Source organism: Ginsengibacter hankyongi (assembly GCF_008710285.1).
GTDB lineage: Bacteria > Bacteroidota > Bacteroidia > Chitinophagales > Chitinophagaceae > Ginsengibacter > Ginsengibacter hankyongi.
The window spans coordinates 86,384-104,170 of record NZ_VYQF01000010.1; the positions used below are offsets into that span (position 1 = coordinate 86,384).

A 17,787-nucleotide genomic window follows, 5' to 3' on the forward strand; every position below is an offset into this window, starting at 1 on the left:
ATTTTTAATTGTATTGAATGATACAAAGGTCTCTAATCATAAACCGACGACTAATATCTCTAATGACCACTTTTTGCTCTCTATTGACACTTTCAGTGATTTTTACCCGGAATTTGTAGCTTTACAGGAAACCAGATGGATGAAAATCAAAAAGGAAATTGTAATTACTAACCCAGGCCAGTCATTTAAACTGTTTACACCCAGATTAAAAAATTACTTCTACTGGCACTATCACCCCGAGTACGAATTGGTGTTTGTAGAAGCAACTACTGGTATCCGTCATGTGGGCCAACACATCTCCAGTTTTATGGGAAGTGATCTTGTACTGATAGGATCGAACATTCCGCATTTAAATTTTGATTACGGTTTAAAAACCGCCTATCACCAGGTAGTTATTCAATTAAAAGAAAACTTTCTTGGAGATGCTTTCGATGATATACCTGAATTAAAAACCATACAACTGCTTTTTGATAAAGCATCTATGGGATTATCTTTTACAGGTACAACCAAAGAAACTGTTGCAAAGAAATTAAAGTACATGCATAAGCTCGGACATTTCGAACAACTGTTATGCCTACTCGAAATTTTACAGATACTTGCTACATCTACTGAAGTAACGGAGTTGAATGAACAGGATACCAGTATAAAATTATTTTTAAATGATAAAATTCGCATGGGCGCAATTTATAAATACATCCATGCTAATTATAACGAAACGCCTGATGTAAATAAAGTCGCTGAAAGTGTGCACCTGAGCACTCCCGCGTTCTGCCGCTATTTTAAAAAGCAAACAAAAATGACCTTTACCGAGTTTGTAAATCAATATAAAATAACCCAGGCAAAAACATTGTTATTACAGGATAAGAACATTTCGGAAGTTTGTTATGAAGTGGGATTTGAAAGCCTTTCTTATTTTAATAAGCTATTTAAAAAACTAAACGGCGAAAATCCGTCAGTATTTAAAAAACGTTACGCGTAAATTATTATAAGTATCACTTTACTGATTTTAATTTCTAATGAAAACAAGCGCAACAAGATTTTCCGACAGCGTAGAAGAGTACATAAAATATCGCCCCGGCTATCCACAACAGGTTATTGAAATACTTAAAGAAGAAATTGATCTTAATCCCCGTTCAATTATCGCTGATATTGGCTCCGGCACTGGCATTTCATCAGCTCTCTTTGTAAACAATGGTAATAAAGTTCTTGCCGTGGAGCCCAACCGCGAAATGCGGGAAGCAGCAGAATTAATTTATTTAAACAACTCGAATTTTACCAGCATTAATGGCACAGCGCAACAAACAAGCTTACCACAACATAGCATCGATATTATTTTTTGCGCACAGGCATTTCATTGGTTTAATACAACAGAAACAAAAATAGAATTTAGCAGAATATTACAACCGAACGGAGATATGGTGTTTGTATGGAATGTAAGGAAAGATGAAAATGATTTTCAAAAAGATTATGAAACGATTTTAAGACACATTCCTGAATACAATAAAGTAACGCACAAAAATATTTCAGACGAAGACATTAGTGATTTTTTCGCACCGAAAAGAATACATAAAAAAAACAGTTGCTAATTTCCAGGTATTTGACTTGGCAAGTTTAAAAGGGAGGTTGCAGTCTTCCTCTTACTGCCCGAAAGAAGGAAGCATTCACTGGGAGCTAATGAAAGAAATGGAAGATCTGTTCCATAGGTTTGAGAAAGAAGGCAGGGTTCAATTTGAATACGATACCAAAATATACTGGAGTTAGCGTGCCACTTTCTGGAGCTATTCGCACTTAAAAATATTTTCGGTACTGCGCAATAACTTAACAGATTATCTGTTTATATTCTGTGTTATAGTTGTAGTTAATTTCAGCCACTCTGAAAAGGGTGGTTTTTATTGCTGTTATATAAAAGTTGACCCCACAAAAGTACTGGCAATAAATTTCAATTTCCAGCGGCAAAACTTCTACAATCTCTATCGTTCCTGTAACTTTATAAACATACCCGCGTATTAAATAGTTATTCTATTAATCCAGAAATAAAACGGAACGATTTTTTATTGAAGTAAGAATAAAAATTACGTTATGACAAACGATAAGAAATTAAAAATAACAAGCACTGCATAAGCCAAATAATTAATCATTACCCACGGGTTTCTTTTCTTATTCCCTTGAGTAGGGTATAAATTGCCATTGAGTGACCATTCCCCAGGTTAAAATCTTCTTGAAGCCATTTTACAATTTCACCCGCTTTTACACTTGGTTTTAATTGCCCGTTTTTTGTAAATCCTTTTTGTTCAGAAAGCTTTCTAAATTCATCGGGGCCCTTACCTGTCTTAATTTTAATAGTATCCAAATAAGCCTGGAACGACATAGTTTTTGCATTTAAATTTTTATAAAAATCAAATTTATTTTATAGACAATCTTTTTTAGTTGTTTCTAGCTGTCAGCGGTAGATGAAAAAGCTTTTTCCAAAGCAGCAATATCCAGTTTCTTCATTTGAAGTAATGCTTTCATTACATTTTGCGATTTTTCAGAATCGCTATCCGTCAGCATATCAGCCAGTTTTGAAGGAACGATTTGCCACGACAAACCGAATTTGTCTTTTAGCCAGCCGCACACACCGGCATTTTCATCCATACTCTCAGAAAGTTTTTTCCAGTAATAATCAATCTCGTCCTGCGTTTCGCAATTCACAATAAATGATATTGCTTCAGAAAATTTAAATTCCGGGCCGCCATTCAGCGCAAGAAAGCCCTGGTTTTCTAACCAGAATTCTATTGTCATCACTTTTCCTTCTTTTTTGCCATGAATCTCGTAGCCTTCCTTACCATAACGGTTAACCCTACCCGTTTTTGAATTTTTAAATACAGAAGTATAAAATTTTACTGCTTCCTCGGCCTGGTCATCAAACCAAAGGCATGACGTTATTTTTTGTATCGCTGCCATAGTTGTTTGGTTTAAAAATTAATATTTGTTTGAATTTCTTCTACAAAAGTATTTGCAAATTCAATTTATTACGATGGGCAATACCGACGTTTACAGGGTCGTTTGCGACAAGAAGGTTTTACCTGAAAGTTGCTCATTTATCCACGGGTTTAAACAATATATTACAGAAAGATGTTATCTTCATTATGTATGAGAGCACCGGATAAGTTTGATATGACCGTCGGAAATAATTTCGAATATTTCCTTAACCAGGCACTGTCTCCTTTTGCAATTCTAACAGGTGAAAAGTTCATTTTTACATTTGCCAATGCAGCATATATTCAATTAATGAGTGGTCGCGAATTGATTGGTAAATCTTTGGAAGACGCTATCCCTGAGTTAGAAGGACAACAATTTATTTCATTACTGCAAAAGGTATATATCACCGGAGTTCCTTACCATGTTACAGAAATTGCGGCCACGGCTTTATTTGCCGGTGACGATCAACCGTCAACAAGATATTTTAATTTAAGTTATACACCTTTTAAAAACCGTTCAGGCGTAACTGAAGGAATTCTTGCGTCAGGGTACGATGTAACGGAGCAGGTTAAATTAAAAAAGAAGCAGGAGAAACAAGTATTAGACCTCCAGGCTTACGATCTTTTTATGGCGACACCGGTAGCCTTCGCCTTAACAAGAGGCCCCGAACATATAATGGAGTTGGCGAATACAGCGTTCCTTGAGTTAACCGGAAGAAATGCGTCTATTATTGGTAAATCCATTGCTGAAATTTTTCCGGAGATAGCAACTCAAGGGTATCTTAAATTGCTCAACCAAGTTTTAAACACCAGGGAAACTATTTTTCTAAATGAAAGCCCGGTTACTTTTTTGAAAAATGGCACCAGGGAAGATATGTTTGTAAATATGGTGTTGCAGCCATATTTCGAGGACAAAAATATCGCGGGCATTTTATCAATTTTTACTGAAGTAACAGACCAGGTTTTTTCCAGGAAAAATGTGGAAGAAAGCGAAGAGCGGCTGCGGCTTGCAACAGAAACCACCCGGCTTGGAACCTGGGAATTTCTTCCACAAACCGGTAAACTAACGTGGTCGGATGAGTGCAAAAGAATTTACCAATTCCCTTTGGACAAAGAAGTCAATTACGAATTATTTTCTGAACACATTTTTCCGGATGATAAAGACTTTGCACAGAATGCTATAGAAAAAGCTATGGATCCTTCGGGTCCAGGATCATATGATATAGAATACCGCATTTTACGATTTACTGATAAAAGTGTTAGATGGATAAGAGCACAGGGCAAAGTATTTTTTTATGAGAGCAAGCCGGTTAAATTTATTGGAACCGTACTTGATATTACTGAAGCAAAAATAAAAGAAGAAATCCTCCGCTTAAACGAACAACGGCTTCGACTTGCAGTAGAATCAGGAAGATTAGGTACTTATGAACTGGATGTAGTTAATAGTAAAATTATTTATTCGGCGAGACTGGCAGAAATTTTTGGATTTGCTCCTAATACAAAAAAGACCCACGAGGATTTAAGAAATGCCTTGCACCCCGATGATGCGCATATAAGAGACGAGGCGCATGAAACCGCAAAAAAAACCGGTTATTTATTTTATGAAGCCAGGGTGCTATGGCAGGACAAATCTGTACACTGGGTAAGATTAAACGGCAACGTAGTATTCGATAAATTGGGAAACGCTTTACGAATCTATGGAACCGTACTCGATATAACAGAGCAGAAAGAAAAAGAAAAGCTTTTGAAAGAAAGCCAGGAGAAATTTGAACTTATTGCAGATGCAATCCCACACATGATATGGGAAATTGAAATGGATGGAAAAATTTCCTACATCAATAAACAATGGATGGACTGGAGCGGCTTATCGCTTGATGACATAAATAATGGCGGATGGAGTTCGGTAATTCACCCTGATGATCTGGAAAAAGTTGCCAATGGCTGGGCACACGCATTTGAAAATAAAGTTGTTTATATAGGCGAATGCAGGTTTAAAAATCCCGGAGGTGGCTATTCGTGGTTCACATTAAAAACAACACCTGTAAGAAAGGAAAATGGCGAAATAAAGTTATGGATAGGCACCGCCACCGATATTCACGATAAGAAAATTATTGAACAACATAAGGATGAATTTATCAGCATGGCTTCGCATGAATTAAAAACGCCAGTGACCACCATTAAAGCCTACGCATACATTGCAGAGAGTATTCTCGAAGCCAAAGGTGATGAACAAACATTGGCAATAATTAAAAAAATGGGGAACCAGGTTAACAAACTTACCGAGCTTATAGAAGACTTGTTGGACATTACTAAAATACAACAAGGCAAATTGGTTTATAAAGACTCCGCTTTTGACATAAACGAACTGATAAAAGAAGTTGTGGACGACATGCAAAAAACAAGCGCCACTCATAAAATTAAAATGCAATTAGATGCAACTGCTATTGTTAACAGCGATAAAGATAAACTAGGCCAGATCATTAATAATTTCATTTCTAATGCTATAAAATATTCACCAAAAGCTGACAATATTATTGTGCGTTCGCAACTAAAAAGGGATGGAATTGAATTATCCGTCCAGGATTTCGGTATAGGAATTTCAAAAAGAGAACAAAGAAATATTTTCAAACAATTTTATCGCGTAAGCGATGGCACCCAATCTACATTTCCGGGTATGGGCATCGGATTATTTATTTGTGCAGAAATAATTGCAAGACTGGGAGGCAGGATATGGCTTGAAAGCACAGTTGACAAAGGTTCTGTGTTTTATGCATGGCTGCCATTTAACCACAATACACCGGCTAATGGATAACTTGTATATGCGAATGGGAATATAACTGCATACGATATGCGCAGTTTTTGTTTCGCCTGTTCGTAATTGCTGCTTGTGCACTACCTTCTACATTATAATATTCTCATACGGTAGGCATTCATTGCGGTATAGCCAAGTTTTTTCACAAGGCGGTTGTTTACAATTATTCCAACCGGGGCGCCAATAACGGGTACGAGTTGTGCCATCTTTGCTAGATCGAGGTAGTCCCTATATTCCTGTTGAAAATTGCGCCAGTCAAACTGGTGAATATCTTCAGGTAAATCTTTCCGCTTAGTTTCCCAGTCAGTCATTTTCATAAAAATGTTTCTCCTGTGTTCATCGCTGGAAAAAGCCAGTTCAAAAATATGAAGCAGGTACACTCTTTCTTTATAGTCATCAATGTCAAAACCATATAAAACCGCTATATCAAACAATAGCTTTATTTTAATACCTAACAGTATAGGAAAATCGGCGAGCCCCAGCAATATTCCACCGGCACCGGTTATGCCGCCTTCTACTGCAGCCGTTTTTCGGTAGATATCAATTTTCTTACGCACTGCTATTTCCCTTTGCTCCAGTTCAGCATGTAAAAGAGGCTTTGCAGTAGCGTACTTTGCGCCAAATAAAACGCCACGCACCATTTGCTTAATGGCCGCCGTAATTGCCTGGTGAATTTTTTCGGGTATCCAGCTATTGACCTTTACCTGGATTTTTTTTGATATCGAATTTAAAAATGAGGGCCTTTTAAGCATTCTTTTTTGCCAGGTTTTTACTTCGGCTAACGCATATATTTCGTATGCATTTATCATCCGGTATATTTTATACAAAGGTAGGTTCTTTGATAGGGTTTCTTCCGGAACAGGCAATATTGATTTACTGGCAATAGTTTTGTGTAGCCAATTTAAGGCTGTCTTTAAATCCATTAATAGATGGACTCATTATTGTATTACACCTTCAATCATATACATTTGAATAATATTAAATGAAAAAAGAAAATTCAGTGGAGGTAACAACTCTGTCAGCAATAGTCCAATCTTCCACCGATGCAATTATTGGGGAATCATTTGATGGCACTATCACGAGCTGGAATGAGGCTGCCGAAAAAATATTTGGATACACGGCTAATGAGGCAATAGGTAATAGTATCTTCATTATTATACCCCAGGAACTTAGTGATGAAGAAATAAATATTATTAACCAGGTTAAGAATGGTAAGAGGATTGAACAATATGAAACTTTATACAAAACCAAGGAAAACTGGAAAATTCTTATTGCACTCACCATTTCACCTTTAAAAAACGAGACTGGTAAAATTATTGGTATATCAAAAATAGCCAGGGACATTCCTGAGCAAAAGGAAGCCTTTGTAAAGCAGGCAATACTTGCCTCAATCGTTGACTCTTCCGACGATGCTATCGTAAGTAAAACACTTAATGGGATTATAACGAGCTGGAATAACGCGGCCCAGAAGATGTTTGGCTATTCTGAAGAGGAAGCTATTGGTAAACATATTTCATTGATAATTCCCCGTGACCGTCTACACGAAGAGACAATAATCATCGAAAATATTCGTAATGGGATTAAAATGGAGCATTTTGAAACTATAAGAGTCGCTAAGAATGGAAGAGAAATCAACATCTCTTTAGCAGTGTCGCCAATCAGGGATAAAAGCGGGCAGATCATCGGGGCCTCAAAGATTGCCCGGGATATAACTGAAAAAATAGAGGCTGAAAAACAACGCCAGTTATACATAAAACGCCTCCAGGAACTGAACGACTATAAAGATGATTTTATGGCGATGGCCAGCCATGAATTAAAAACACCACTAACCGTAATTAAAGCTAACCTCCAGATTCTTGAACATAAAATGGGACATGATTCAAATCTCAATTTCGTGCATCACACTTTAAAACAGGTTAATAAATTATCAGACCTTATTACCAATCTCCTGGATATTACAAAAATACAGGCGGGTAAGCTCGAATTAAATTTTGCGGAGTTCGACATTAATACGTTGTTGAGAGACATTATCGAAAACATTCAGCAAACAACTTCCCAACATAAAATAATTTTTAAAGAAGCGAAGCAGCCCATGCTGACCAATGGCGACGAAGAAAGGATAGGGCAGGTGATTGTTAATATACTCACTAATGCAATTAAATATTCACCCGGTTCAACCGATATTTTTGTGGAAGCTTATAAAAAGAACAACAACATAATTGTAAGCATACAAGATAATGGCATTGGGATTGAACAAACTGATCTTGAAAATATTTTTACCCGTTTTTACAGGGCCAGCGGCATTGCGTCCACATTTGCCGGCTCAGGAATTGGATTATATATTTCTTCTGAAATTGTGAAAAAGCACGGTGGAGAAATATGGGCAGATAGTGAACCGGATAAAGGCTCCGTGTTTTATTTTTCCCTCCCTGTCAAATCATGAATTATCCAGCCTTTTGCATTGAATGCAAAATCATAATTGTCTTCATGTCTTTCCCGCTATCAAAATATTTAGCCAGCATATTAGAAAAAACAGTTGATCCTGGATCAATAAAATTAAATAGTGTCATGCTCGATTGTAGCTTCATGTAATCAGGATAGCCAAAAATGTTTTCCGCAGTTTTACCCTCATGCATCAACAAAATATTTGAACATTCCACTAACCTTTTTCCTAATACAGGGTGCTCCAGATATTCCTTTGCTTCTGCAATGGTTTTTATTGAATAATATTTTGATGTTGAGCTTAGTCCCAACCCTTCAATTTGCGGAAATATAAACCACATCCAATGGCTTGTTTTCTTTCCATTCTGTAATTCTTTCACCACCTGCACATAAATATTTTCTTGTGCCTTCACAAATCTGTTGATACTTGTATCAGTCATTTAAAAAATAACCTTTTAGACTGTCGCTATAAAAAATTAAAAAACCTATCCGGACTAATTTTGTCCTTCTTTTACAAAATTATCCAATTCTTTCCTGCTGGCTTTGTAGTGCAAAATTTCATCCATTTCACTAAAATTTTCCGGATCGGTAATATGCTGATAAGCTGATTTGGCAAGCTTCAGCCGGTTGCCTTCTTCGGTGAGCAGCTTTATTAATTGCTTTGCCTGTGAAGTTGTAAAATTATTTCCGTCTGTGGAAAATTCATTCGTCAGAGTTTTCATCCTTTGTCCCGGGTGCCACTGGTTGCGTAGCTTTTCATAAAGCTGGGTAAACTGGTCATCGTCCACTGGTAACCTGCCATTATCATTAATTTGATGTGGAGCGTGATTTAAATCATCATCACCGTTGCTTTTCATTGTATGGTTTCTATTCTCGCCGACGACTTTCGTGTTACCGTCACCGTTACCCATTATTATCGCCGTATCAATTCTTTTGCGGCTGTGCCTTTCAGTTACGTCAGTATTTTGGTTGTTGTAAGAATCTTCATTTTTTTGCTCAGTGCTTTTAGTCGAGTGGCCCCGGTATACGCTCTTTTGCCCGGAGCTTTTATTCTCGTTGCGCTTAATTTTCTTCCCGGGATTCTTGTCAATGGATTTATTATTAGTTTTCCCGGAAACATCTCCTGGAATGTCGCCGGCATTAGCTCTTTCGGAAAATTGCACCTGGCCATTCATCGTCACTGCTATCTTTGCATCAAAACCTTGCTTAACCACAAATGATGAAGTATAAACAGGAGAGCCTCCATCCCTGGCATCATGAGTTCCTTTTTTTATATTATAGACCTCTATAGAATGCTTGCCCGGCTGAAAATTTTTTAGCCAAATGATATTGCGATCTACAGCTGCCACCGATTCAGTACTTTTTTTCTTATTTCTCTCAGGAGGATTTTCAGAATAGTAACTTACGCCATCGATTACTGCTTCAAAATTTTTATAAATATCATTTGTAGTTGAGGCAAAAACCAACGTAACCGTTGGAGCATTTTGTGAAAATCCCACGAAAAAAAGGAGACAACTTCCAATGGGTATTAATAAATATCTCATAGAATCATGTATAGCACGGTGAAATAAATTCATAAAATGACTTTGAAAAAGCGAGTTAGTAACATAACGAAATGCAAATTTGAATTTAATTAACAAATGCGACAGCGGATCCAGCGTTCCTTTTATGACGGAGCTAAATGATATGTCTAGCTTTAATATAAAAAAATCCCCGCTTTAAAACGGGGAACACATAATCTACCTTAAATAAAAAATGTCAGGAATTAGAATGACAGCATTCTTTAATCATTTTTTTGTTTAATCTTTTTACCGCCTCTTTTTACTTTATATTTTTTCTGATCCGCAGTGTTATTTTTCCATGGATCTGTTCCATTGTAATAGACCACCTGCTTGTCGTTGTCGCTCACCGTTACATTAGCAGGAAGCGTTTTTACTGTAACCCACGAAGTAGTAGTAGTATCCTTGTACCAATATTCGTTCGTCTGTGGATTGTAGTAAACGTTTGATGATGGATAATAGTAATACTGAACTTTGGTTTGCTGTGCTTTTACCTGTACGGCACAACCTAATAACAAGACCAGTACCAATCCTTGAATTAGCTTTTTCATAATTTAGCAATTTTAATATTTAATAAAATCTATAAAATTCAAATAATATGCCAGTAACCGTTTCCGGAGCGAAAACATTGTATAAATCCGGTCGTCAATAATTGTAAAAACCTGCCGGAATACGTCTATGAATTTCCTTTTGGTAAGTTCTAAATATGAAGCGGATAGTTTATAACGTAAAGGGGTATCCGTTTCTTAAATTATTATTCAAAAAGAACGCAAATCATTTAAACTTAGCTGTTTTTTCATCGGTAAGTTCTATCCACACAGGCGCATGATCACTGGTCTTTTCCCAGCCACGCACATTACGGTCAACACCTGCACTGGTAAGTCGCTTGCCAATTTTCGGACTCAATAAAAAATGGTCAATACGCAAGCCTGCATTGCGGCCATAAGCGTTTCGGAAATAATCCCAGAATGTATAAATAGTTTCTTCAGGATATAACTTTCTTATTGCGTCTGTCCATCCCTGTGATACCAATGTTTTAAAAGCAGAGCGAACCTCGGGCCGAAACAATGCATCATCTACCCAGCGCTCAGGTTTATAAACGTCAAGTTCCGTTGGCATTACGTTATAGTCTCCTGTAAGAATTACAGGGTCACCGGATGCAAGCAGGTCAGATGCATGAGTAGTAAGCCTCTCAAACCAACGAAGTTTGTAATCAAATTTTGGCCCCGGCGCAGGATTGCCATTCGGCAGGTACAGGCAGCCTATAGTAATATCATTAATTACTGCCTCAATATAACGGCTATGGATATCCTCCGGGTCTCCGGGTAATGCCCGGCGCACTTCCTGAGGTTGCACATCACGGGCAAGTATGGCCACACCATTCCAGCTTTTTTGCCCGTGCCATATCGCATTATAACCTGCATCTTGTATAGCCTTTTCCGGAAACTTTTCCTGTGGCGCTTTTAATTCCTGAAGGCAAACTACATCAGGCGACGTTTCATTCAGCCAGCGAAGCAATACGGGTAAGCGTCCATTAACACCGTTAACATTGTAGGTAGCTATTTTCATAATAAAATAAATTGGCTTATTGGCATAGTGAAATAGGTTCAAGGAAATTACTATGCAATTTTACAACTAAATTCTGGCGATGATTTCCTTAACTTAAGAACGATTACTCTTTTCAATCCTTTGGTTATATTCACATGGATGATTGTTTGACTGATATCAATTTATCTAATGAAAAAATTCAGACCCAGCTATAAGATTATAATTTTTACAATAAGTATCATTTTAGGATTCTTAGTTTTTCGTTCATTATTTTTATGGCTTGTAAATTATTTGTACCAGGTACACTAAACCGTGCAGGTATTTTCTTCTTCTAAGGTAAGTATGATTTTAAGTTACTGCATATTTATATGTGAATCACTTTATTTTTTACCCAGTGCTTTCCACACATCTTCTATTTGAATATTTCCCTGGAATTCTTTTACATATTTCCCTTTTTTATCGTACACAATAAGTTTGGGATACGACTGTACATGAAAATAGGGGAGGAAGAAATATTTTGAATCCCACGCAATTGTTATCTGCGGGTAGTCTGCAATTTTATAATTCTTATAAAACGACATCATATCACTATAAGGCAGCCAGGTGATCATGTATATCTGTGCTTTCTTAAAATGAGCTATGTTACTTGTAATCTCGGTAGCCACGTGCTGGCAATGCCCGCAATCGGGGCTAAAGATCATTAGCAACGTTGGCCTGCCTTTGTGAACATCCTTGTTAGTAAATACTGTGCTGTCGGGCGCTTTATATGTTATAAAAGCAGGGATGGTCCCCTTGCTGATGTATTCAGGTACGGTGGGCGCTTGGGTGTTTGTCTGTGAAAATGCAGAAGCAGCAATAATCAAATAAAACGAAACCAATAGAAGTCTTTTCATTAAATTTTTTTTATAAAAATAATTAAAAATCATTTGCAGGAGATAACTATGTTAAACAGGCATGTATAAAATTTTACTTCCTGTTCCTGCATTATGTACTGATAGCAATTCGGGGATAAACCAATATGGCCCCAATCCAAAGGTATTGGCAATCATGATGAAGTGGATGAGATAGGAAGCTATTTACCAAATTAGGACTTCCCGTCACTGCAATCCTTGTTGCAGTGGATATTTATTACAGATTTAAAAAATTGGGCCAAAAAGCGTATGCCCGTTTCCGTTAGTTAACATAAGTAACCTGGTGCTGAATTTTAAAAATTCCATTTCAATCTTAAGAAACAACGGTGACTGACTGCTTCAAAATTGTTTCTTATTTCGGCAAAGAAAGATTGCCAGACAAGGTTTACATCAAGGTTGGTAGCAATATTATACTGAAGAGTAGGGAAAAAAATAAAGATGTTTGTACCCGGTGCATACAGCATACTTATATTTGCCGATAACAAAGGCGTAAATTCTTTTGCAGTAGTTACAATAACATTCCATTTGGTGGGCATCAGGTTTTCAGGTGATAGTTTGAGATTGATGGTATCCCAGGAATTGATTGGCTTGTATAAACCGTCATTATTAAATAACATTCCCACATTTACATACCAGCCTTTTTTAAACATGTAATCACCTTCAAGCGTCATAGTAAAATGTTCTGCTGAATCTTTATTTGCAAAAAAATATTGCACCTCACCTTTAAAGCCAGCGTCTTTTATATAGCCTGCCCATCCGGCGCCTAAAGTAGGATGATTTTTATACCAACCGGTTATCAATTGCATATCGTAATTCCATTTATTAAGTGAATACTTTATGGCAGCTATATCTCCATCTTTTTTACCTGTGTTGGAGTAAGCCAGTTCTGCATTAGAAGAGCTATTGACCATGTACCTGACTTTACCGCCATCAACACCGGGTCGTTCTTCATAATCAAAATCGAGAAAGTTATAGGTATTGAAAATATCATTTGGGTTCCAGGTGGTGGTGATGCCCCAATTGATGCGCTGGCGCCCGATCCGTGCGTTCCATTTGCTATGCTGGTAGTCAATATATAATCGTTCAACATTAGTATGCAATACCAACGCTTTGTTGTTTATCCAAACCTTTTGCATATTTACCAGTTCATTTTCATTCCTTAATAACGATGCGAAACCTGGAGTAAGTTTTACATCTTCGCCCCAGAATAAACGGTTACGAAATTCAGCCACAGCTGTAAAATTTTCAGATGGTCTCCATTTTATATTAATACGATTGTGAATGAGATTACCGGAAACCAGGTCTTTGAAATTTTTATCAAACGTGAGGGTTTGCAGGCTTTTGATATAGGCATTGATGGTAAATTTTTTCGGCGTGTCCGTGCTATCCTGCGCATTGGCAATTAATACGACTAATAAAGTGAAACATATCAATAACAACTTTTTCATCTTATCGTAGCGGCTTCTTTGTGTTCTGTGGAGACCACGGCCGTATCTTTTACTATTCGTCCATCAACCAATGTAATCACTCTTCTTGCACGATCAATTACACGTTGGTCGTGTGTAGAAAAAAGGAAGGTGATGTTTTCCTCTTTATTTAGTTTGGCCATAATATCTAAAAGATTTGAAGCTGACTTTGTATCAAGGTTGGCAGTAGGTTCATCCGCTAAAACAAATTGTGGCTTGGATGCCAAAGCCCTTGCCACTGCAACCCTTTGCTGTTGCCCCCCGGAAAGTTTAGAAGGCCGTTCATTCAATTTATCTTCAAGGCCAATTTGCTGAAATAATTGTTTTATTCTTTCATCTCTTTCGCTTTGCTTTATTTTTTGTAACTGCATAATAAACTCTACGTTTTCTTTTGCCGTTAGCACCGGAATTAAATTAAAAGACTGAAAAACGAAACCAATATTTTTTAGCCTGAAATCAATTAATTCATTGGCAGATAATTTTGTAATGTCATTACCATTAATAAATATGTTGCCTCCGTCCGGTTTATCCAATCCGCCAATCATGTTGAGCAAAGTTGTTTTTCCGGAACCAGAGGGCCCTACCAATGCAGTAAACTCACCTCTTTCCAAATGCAGGTGCACATTGTTAACTGCGTATACAGGAATGGTTTCTGGATTATAAACCTTGCTGATATTATGAGCATCAATAACGGTATTCATACCTATTCATTTTAAAAATTGATTCATAAACGCAAAGCTTCCACCGGTTGCAATTTCAATGCTTTCATTGCCGGAAATAAACAGGAAACGATAGCCGTAATAACAACAATTAATAAAACTCCCATTAATTTATCAGCAGGAAACTCGGGGTAAATGAGTGGATTAAAACCAAAGCTGCTCATCATTTCACGGCCCATGCCCGATAGATTCAATCCACGCCGATTATAATAATTGGCAGCTAGCCAGCCAATTAAAATACCAACAGGTGTTCCTGCCAATGTGAGAAAAATTGTTTCCATTAATACCAATGAAAATATCCGGATCTTGTTGGTGCCTAGCGCCATCATCATACCAATTTCTCTTGTTCTTTCCAGTATCGCCATCAGCATCGTATTAATAATACCAAACGCCAATGCCAGCATAATGATAACCATAATAATATATGAATACTGGTCAACTGTTTTTACCAACAGATCTGTTTCAGGAGAAATTTCCCGCCATGTTTCAATTTGATAAGCAGGGAATTTTTTCCGTAACGTTTGTTGTACCGTTTTTACATCTTCATCATTTTTCAATAACACAACCAGCTCATGAAAAGCATTACTGATACCTAGTAAGGCATTCATATCATTCATAGTAACATACACATTTCTTTCATCAAGCGGTGCATTGTCGCTTTGATAAACAGCCGCTACCCGAAATGCACCTGATACAATATTTCCCGAGGTATCCGTAAACGTTAGTACGAGCTTTGAGCCAACCTTCAACTTCATTTTGCCGGCTAACTTTTTTCCAACAATCACTTCATTTTTCTTAGCCGGATAAAATTCGTTGCCTTCAATTATTTTTTTCTTTAGCTGAGATGCTTCATATTCCAACGCCGGAATCACTCCATTTATCTGTACACCAGAGCTTCCGGTTGCGGTTGCCAGCATGCCATTGGTTATACTTCGTGGTGCAGCCAGTTTTACTTCAGGCATTGAAGAAATATTCTTTAATAAATCAGCGCCATTACTAATAACAAATTGGGGTTCGTAATCTTTTTTAAAACTTGTATCATGTATCTGCAGATGGCCCACTTCGGCGTCAATCACCGTACGAACGCGGCTTTTCATCATGCCTTTGTATAACGCTAATACTGCAATACCTGCAAATAGGCCAATGGCTATCGATAATATAATTACGATGCTTCGCATTTTATTTCGCCAGATATTCCGCCATGCCATTATAAAAATCATATACTTCTTTTTTAACGCTTCATAGCTGTTACAGGGTTTATTCGTATTATTTTATACATCGGATAAAGGGATAATACCAGGCCGATTACCAGCACTATTAATCCCTGGTGAATGAAATTGGATGCTTCTGTTGATGTCGGAAAGATTGCTTCAAACCCGAACCGTTCATACGCTTTAGCAGTTTCACCGCCTATTTTTATAGGATGCTTGTTTAGATAGTGTACCAGTGGAATGCTTATAATAATTCCTGAAAGGCAACCGGCAATAACTGTAAGCAACGATTCAAACAACATCAATATAACCAGCGTGCTTTTTTTCATGCCAATAGCAACCAACATACCCATTTCAAATTTTCGTTCTACCATCATCATTAATAACGTCCCGAAAATTCCAAAGCAAATAAGCATGTATAAAATGCCTTGCACGTACTTCATATTATTGCTGTCGGTTTCTATATGTTGCTTTATATCAGGAATCATTTGCTCCCACGTCATTACTTCGTAGCCCGCCCCTATAGCTAAACGGACAGACGATTCAGTGGGTTGCAAATCTTTTGTATTGCTTAATGACAGCACATATGACGTAACCATGCCATAGGCGCTATAAAAATCCTGTGCTGTAGCCAACGGCATAAATAATGCTTTATCATTCAGGTCGGGTGAGCCAAACTTTACCAATCCTTTAATGCGATATTTTCCTGCAGCTGTAGCCCCGTGGTATCCCTGGCCCATTAAAACAATTGTATCGTTTACTTTTAATTGTAATCTTTTTGCAAGGCCTTGTGATAACAATACAGCATTATCATTATCTTGTAAATAAGATCCTTGTGTAAGTTTATTCCTTAGTAAAGTAACCTCGTTTTCTTTTTCAGGATTGATGCCAACAACAAGACACCCCTTGGTAATATCCTCTGACGAAGCCAGCGCAAACGATTCTAATCTTTCAGTTACCGATGTTACATTTTTATTTTGCAGAATTTTCTTTTCCGTTTCAGCAGATGATTCAAAACTGTTATCCAAAATCTGCTCATCCCAATAACCTTGTTTATGCACCTGCATATAACCAGTATAAAAGCTTACCACATTTTTTACAAGATTATCGAATATGCCGGCCTGAAGACTGCTGGCTATAACGGATAAAATAACTGCAAAGAAAATGGCAGCCATGGTAATGATGGTACGGTTGCGATTCCTCCAGATATTCTTCCATGCCATTTTTGCGAGCCACATATCAGTTAAGTGTTTTTATTTTCTCTGTTGAGAAGAATCCATCATCAATTGGCTTGTTGTATTGAATGTTTTTATAAATCATTTCTGTTTTCTGACCTTTCTTATCTGCCGGTATCATTTCAAACCGGGTAGGGATAATGCGGTCATGCATCATCTTAATATCGTAGCTGTTCATCGTATTTATCAGTTTCCCGTCTTCATCATAAAAACGGCTGTGGAGCTCTAAAAAATCTTTCTTATCAATACATACAATTACTTTGCTCCATACCACTGCGGCTTCGGGTTTGGGTATCATTTGAATAATATAGCACTCCCTGTTTTGAATAATCGTATCGCCTGCTATGGTGTGGTTATAATCCTCGACAACAGATGATTCTTTTACAAGGTCATCATTGGTAAAGTCTGTCCCCATCCAGCTTTGGCTCATCATAGAAGGTGGCAGCTTAATGGTGCGTTCCAATGCCGGCATCCAGTTCCATACTTCTTTTTTTCTTTTTAAAAATGCAATGCCTTTATCTTTTGCAGGCGCTACAATAAATATCATAGCAAGGTTATTTCCTTTCATCCATGTTTTGCACTGCATTTCCCTCGACCAGGTGAGGCGGATTGTTTTAATGATCATTTCGGCCTGCATCGTTTTGCCCCGCATTTTCTCATCTGCTTTTTGTACAATTTCTTTTGCAGTTTGCGCATAAAGCAGGTTGGCAAAACAAACGGCTATAATACAAGCAATAAGCCTCATGTTAATAGATCTTTTTACATCCAAATATAGAGTTGAGAACCTGCTTATTATATGATGTTTATCAGGAGGGTAAATGATATAAATGCAATTTTAATCCTGTACTCATTATCAATTTTTACCAGGATGTTCAACAACTATAATTCTTTATTAACTACCGTTTAAAGAATTATAGTTAGATT

General features: G+C 37.3%; 18 protein-coding genes. 5 read left to right on the top strand and 13 right to left on the bottom strand.

Translation table 11 applies throughout. The annotated features are described in order from the left end of the window. Nucleotides 1–13 precede the first annotated feature (13 nt). The 3 genes from FW778_RS20295 to FW778_RS23295 are packed head-to-tail and all read left to right on the top strand — an operon-like array spanning nt 14 to nt 1,761. A complete protein-coding gene (locus FW778_RS20295; protein WP_235906505.1) occupies nt 14–979 on the top strand; it encodes an AraC family transcriptional regulator in 966 nt (321 codons plus the stop codon). Between the two features lie 37 nt (nt 980–1,016). Further along, complete coding sequence (locus tag FW778_RS20300) at nt 1,017–1,586, top strand: class I SAM-dependent methyltransferase (protein ID WP_150416717.1); 570 nt, start codon at nt 1,017–1,019, stop codon at nt 1,584–1,586. A 16-nt stretch (nt 1,587–1,602) separates the two neighbouring features. Next, nucleotides 1,603–1,761 carry a hypothetical protein gene (locus FW778_RS23295; protein WP_202552396.1) on the top strand — a complete coding sequence of 53 codons (159 nt, stop codon included), beginning with the start codon at nt 1,603–1,605 and terminating at the stop codon, nt 1,759–1,761. A 376-nt stretch (nt 1,762–2,137) separates the two neighbouring features. On the opposite strand, the gene FW778_RS20305 is transcribed toward FW778_RS23295, so the two are convergent. Both FW778_RS20305 and FW778_RS20310 read right to left on the bottom strand, forming a co-directional pair. After that, the gene (locus FW778_RS20305; RefSeq protein ID WP_150416718.1) at nt 2,138–2,368 is read right to left on the bottom strand and encodes a DUF4287 domain-containing protein; all 231 of its coding nucleotides are present in this window, start codon (nt 2,366–2,368) and stop codon (nt 2,138–2,140) included. 65 nt (nt 2,369–2,433) lie between these two features. After that, nucleotides 2,434–2,943: a VOC family protein gene (locus FW778_RS20310; protein ID WP_150416719.1), complete on the bottom strand. Its 510-nt coding sequence runs from the start codon at nt 2,941–2,943 to the stop codon at nt 2,434–2,436. Nucleotides 2,944–3,114: 171 nt separating this feature from the next. Here FW778_RS20310 and FW778_RS20315 point away from each other — a divergent pair, with 171 nt between their 5' ends. Continuing rightward, nucleotides 3,115–5,772, top strand: a complete 2,658-nt coding sequence (locus tag FW778_RS20315; protein ID WP_150416720.1) for a PAS domain-containing protein — start codon at nt 3,115–3,117, stop codon at nt 5,770–5,772. A 92-nt stretch (nt 5,773–5,864) separates the two neighbouring features. Here FW778_RS20315 and FW778_RS20320 read toward each other — a convergent pair whose 3' ends face one another. Beyond that, on the bottom strand, nt 5,865–6,581 hold the full coding sequence (locus FW778_RS20320; protein ID WP_235906510.1) for an EcsC family protein: 717 nt from the start codon (nt 6,579–6,581) through the stop codon (nt 5,865–5,867). Between the two features lie 173 nt (nt 6,582–6,754). On the opposite strand from FW778_RS20320, the gene FW778_RS20325 reads away from it, so the two are divergent. Continuing rightward, a complete protein-coding gene (locus FW778_RS20325; RefSeq protein WP_150416721.1) occupies nt 6,755–8,215 on the top strand; it encodes a sensor histidine kinase in 1,461 nt (486 codons plus the stop codon). Nucleotide 8,216: 1 nt separating this feature from the next. Here the strand turns inward: FW778_RS20325 and FW778_RS20330 are convergent, their stop codons facing one another. The 10 genes from FW778_RS20330 to FW778_RS20375 form a co-directional block, all read right to left on the bottom strand. Continuing rightward, nucleotides 8,217–8,654, bottom strand: a complete 438-nt coding sequence (locus FW778_RS20330) for a DUF1810 domain-containing protein (RefSeq protein WP_150416722.1) — start codon at nt 8,652–8,654, stop codon at nt 8,217–8,219. A 54-nt stretch (nt 8,655–8,708) separates the two neighbouring features. Beyond that, complete coding sequence (locus FW778_RS20335) at nt 8,709–9,791, bottom strand: DUF4476 domain-containing protein (RefSeq protein WP_150416723.1); 1,083 nt, start codon at nt 9,789–9,791, stop codon at nt 8,709–8,711. 206 nt (nt 9,792–9,997) lie between these two features. Then, a complete protein-coding gene (locus FW778_RS20340; RefSeq protein ID WP_150416724.1) occupies nt 9,998–10,324 on the bottom strand; it encodes a hypothetical protein in 327 nt (108 codons plus the stop codon). 223 nt (nt 10,325–10,547) lie between these two features. Next, nucleotides 10,548–11,342: an exodeoxyribonuclease III gene (xth, locus tag FW778_RS20345; RefSeq protein ID WP_150416725.1), complete on the bottom strand. Its 795-nt coding sequence runs from the start codon at nt 11,340–11,342 to the stop codon at nt 10,548–10,550. A gap of 359 nt (nt 11,343–11,701) precedes the next feature. Continuing rightward, entirely contained in the window at nt 11,702–12,214 is a 513-nt protein-coding gene (locus tag FW778_RS20350) for a TlpA family protein disulfide reductase (protein ID WP_202552397.1), read from the bottom strand. 311 nt (nt 12,215–12,525) lie between these two features. Then, entirely contained in the window at nt 12,526–13,680 is a 1,155-nt protein-coding gene (locus tag FW778_RS20355; RefSeq protein ID WP_150416727.1) for a hypothetical protein, read from the bottom strand. Next, a complete protein-coding gene (locus tag FW778_RS20360; protein WP_150416728.1) occupies nt 13,677–14,399 on the bottom strand; it encodes an ABC transporter ATP-binding protein in 723 nt (240 codons plus the stop codon). Before FW778_RS20360 ends, FW778_RS20355 begins: the two co-directional genes overlap by 4 nt. Before the next feature lie 23 nt (nt 14,400–14,422). After that, nucleotides 14,423–15,637, bottom strand: a complete 1,215-nt coding sequence (locus FW778_RS20365) for an ABC transporter permease (protein WP_150416729.1) — start codon at nt 15,635–15,637, stop codon at nt 14,423–14,425. An 11-nt stretch (nt 15,638–15,648) separates the two neighbouring features. Then, nucleotides 15,649–16,866, bottom strand: coding sequence for an ABC transporter permease (locus tag FW778_RS20370; protein WP_150416730.1), 1,218 nt, complete (start codon nt 16,864–16,866; stop codon nt 15,649–15,651). 1 nt (nt 16,867) lies between these two features. Then, a complete protein-coding gene (locus tag FW778_RS20375) occupies nt 16,868–17,608 on the bottom strand; it encodes an outer membrane lipoprotein-sorting protein (protein WP_150416731.1) in 741 nt (246 codons plus the stop codon). Nucleotides 17,609–17,787 lie beyond the last annotated feature (179 nt).

Bases quoted from the DNA above. Each gene is read 5' to 3' on its own strand.
- FW778_RS20305 (WP_150416718.1), bottom strand. From the start codon at position 2,368: ATGTCGTTCCAGGCTTATTTGGATACTATTAAAATTAAGACAGGTAAG.
- FW778_RS20335 (WP_150416723.1), bottom strand. From the start codon at position 9,791: ATGAATTTATTTCACCGTGCTATACATGATTCTATGAGATATTTATTA.
- FW778_RS20315 (WP_150416720.1), top strand. From the start codon at position 3,115: ATGTTATCTTCATTATGTATGAGAGCACCGGATAAGTTTGATATGACC.
- FW778_RS20320 (WP_235906510.1), bottom strand. From the start codon at position 6,581: ATGATAAATGCATACGAAATATATGCGTTAGCCGAAGTAAAAACCTGG.
- FW778_RS20370 (WP_150416730.1), bottom strand. From the start codon at position 16,866: ATGTGGCTCGCAAAAATGGCATGGAAGAATATCTGGAGGAATCGCAAC.
- FW778_RS20355 (WP_150416727.1), bottom strand. From the start codon at position 13,680: ATGAAAAAGTTGTTATTGATATGTTTCACTTTATTAGTCGTATTAATT.
- FW778_RS20330 (WP_150416722.1), bottom strand. From the start codon at position 8,654: ATGACTGATACAAGTATCAACAGATTTGTGAAGGCACAAGAAAATATT.
- FW778_RS20350 (WP_202552397.1), bottom strand. From the start codon at position 12,214: ATGAAAAGACTTCTATTGGTTTCGTTTTATTTGATTATTGCTGCTTCT.
- FW778_RS20300 (WP_150416717.1), top strand. From the start codon at position 1,017: ATGAAAACAAGCGCAACAAGATTTTCCGACAGCGTAGAAGAGTACATA.
- FW778_RS20375 (WP_150416731.1), bottom strand. From the start codon at position 17,608: ATGAGGCTTATTGCTTGTATTATAGCCGTTTGTTTTGCCAACCTGCTT.
- FW778_RS20325 (WP_150416721.1), top strand. From the start codon at position 6,755: ATGAAAAAAGAAAATTCAGTGGAGGTAACAACTCTGTCAGCAATAGTC.
- FW778_RS20340 (WP_150416724.1), bottom strand. From the start codon at position 10,324: ATGAAAAAGCTAATTCAAGGATTGGTACTGGTCTTGTTATTAGGTTGT.
- xth (WP_150416725.1), bottom strand. From the start codon at position 11,342: ATGAAAATAGCTACCTACAATGTTAACGGTGTTAATGGACGCTTACCC.
- FW778_RS20310 (WP_150416719.1), bottom strand. From the start codon at position 2,943: ATGGCAGCGATACAAAAAATAACGTCATGCCTTTGGTTTGATGACCAG.
- FW778_RS20360 (WP_150416728.1), bottom strand. From the start codon at position 14,399: ATGAATACCGTTATTGATGCTCATAATATCAGCAAGGTTTATAATCCA.
- FW778_RS20365 (WP_150416729.1), bottom strand. From the start codon at position 15,637: ATGATTTTTATAATGGCATGGCGGAATATCTGGCGAAATAAAATGCGA.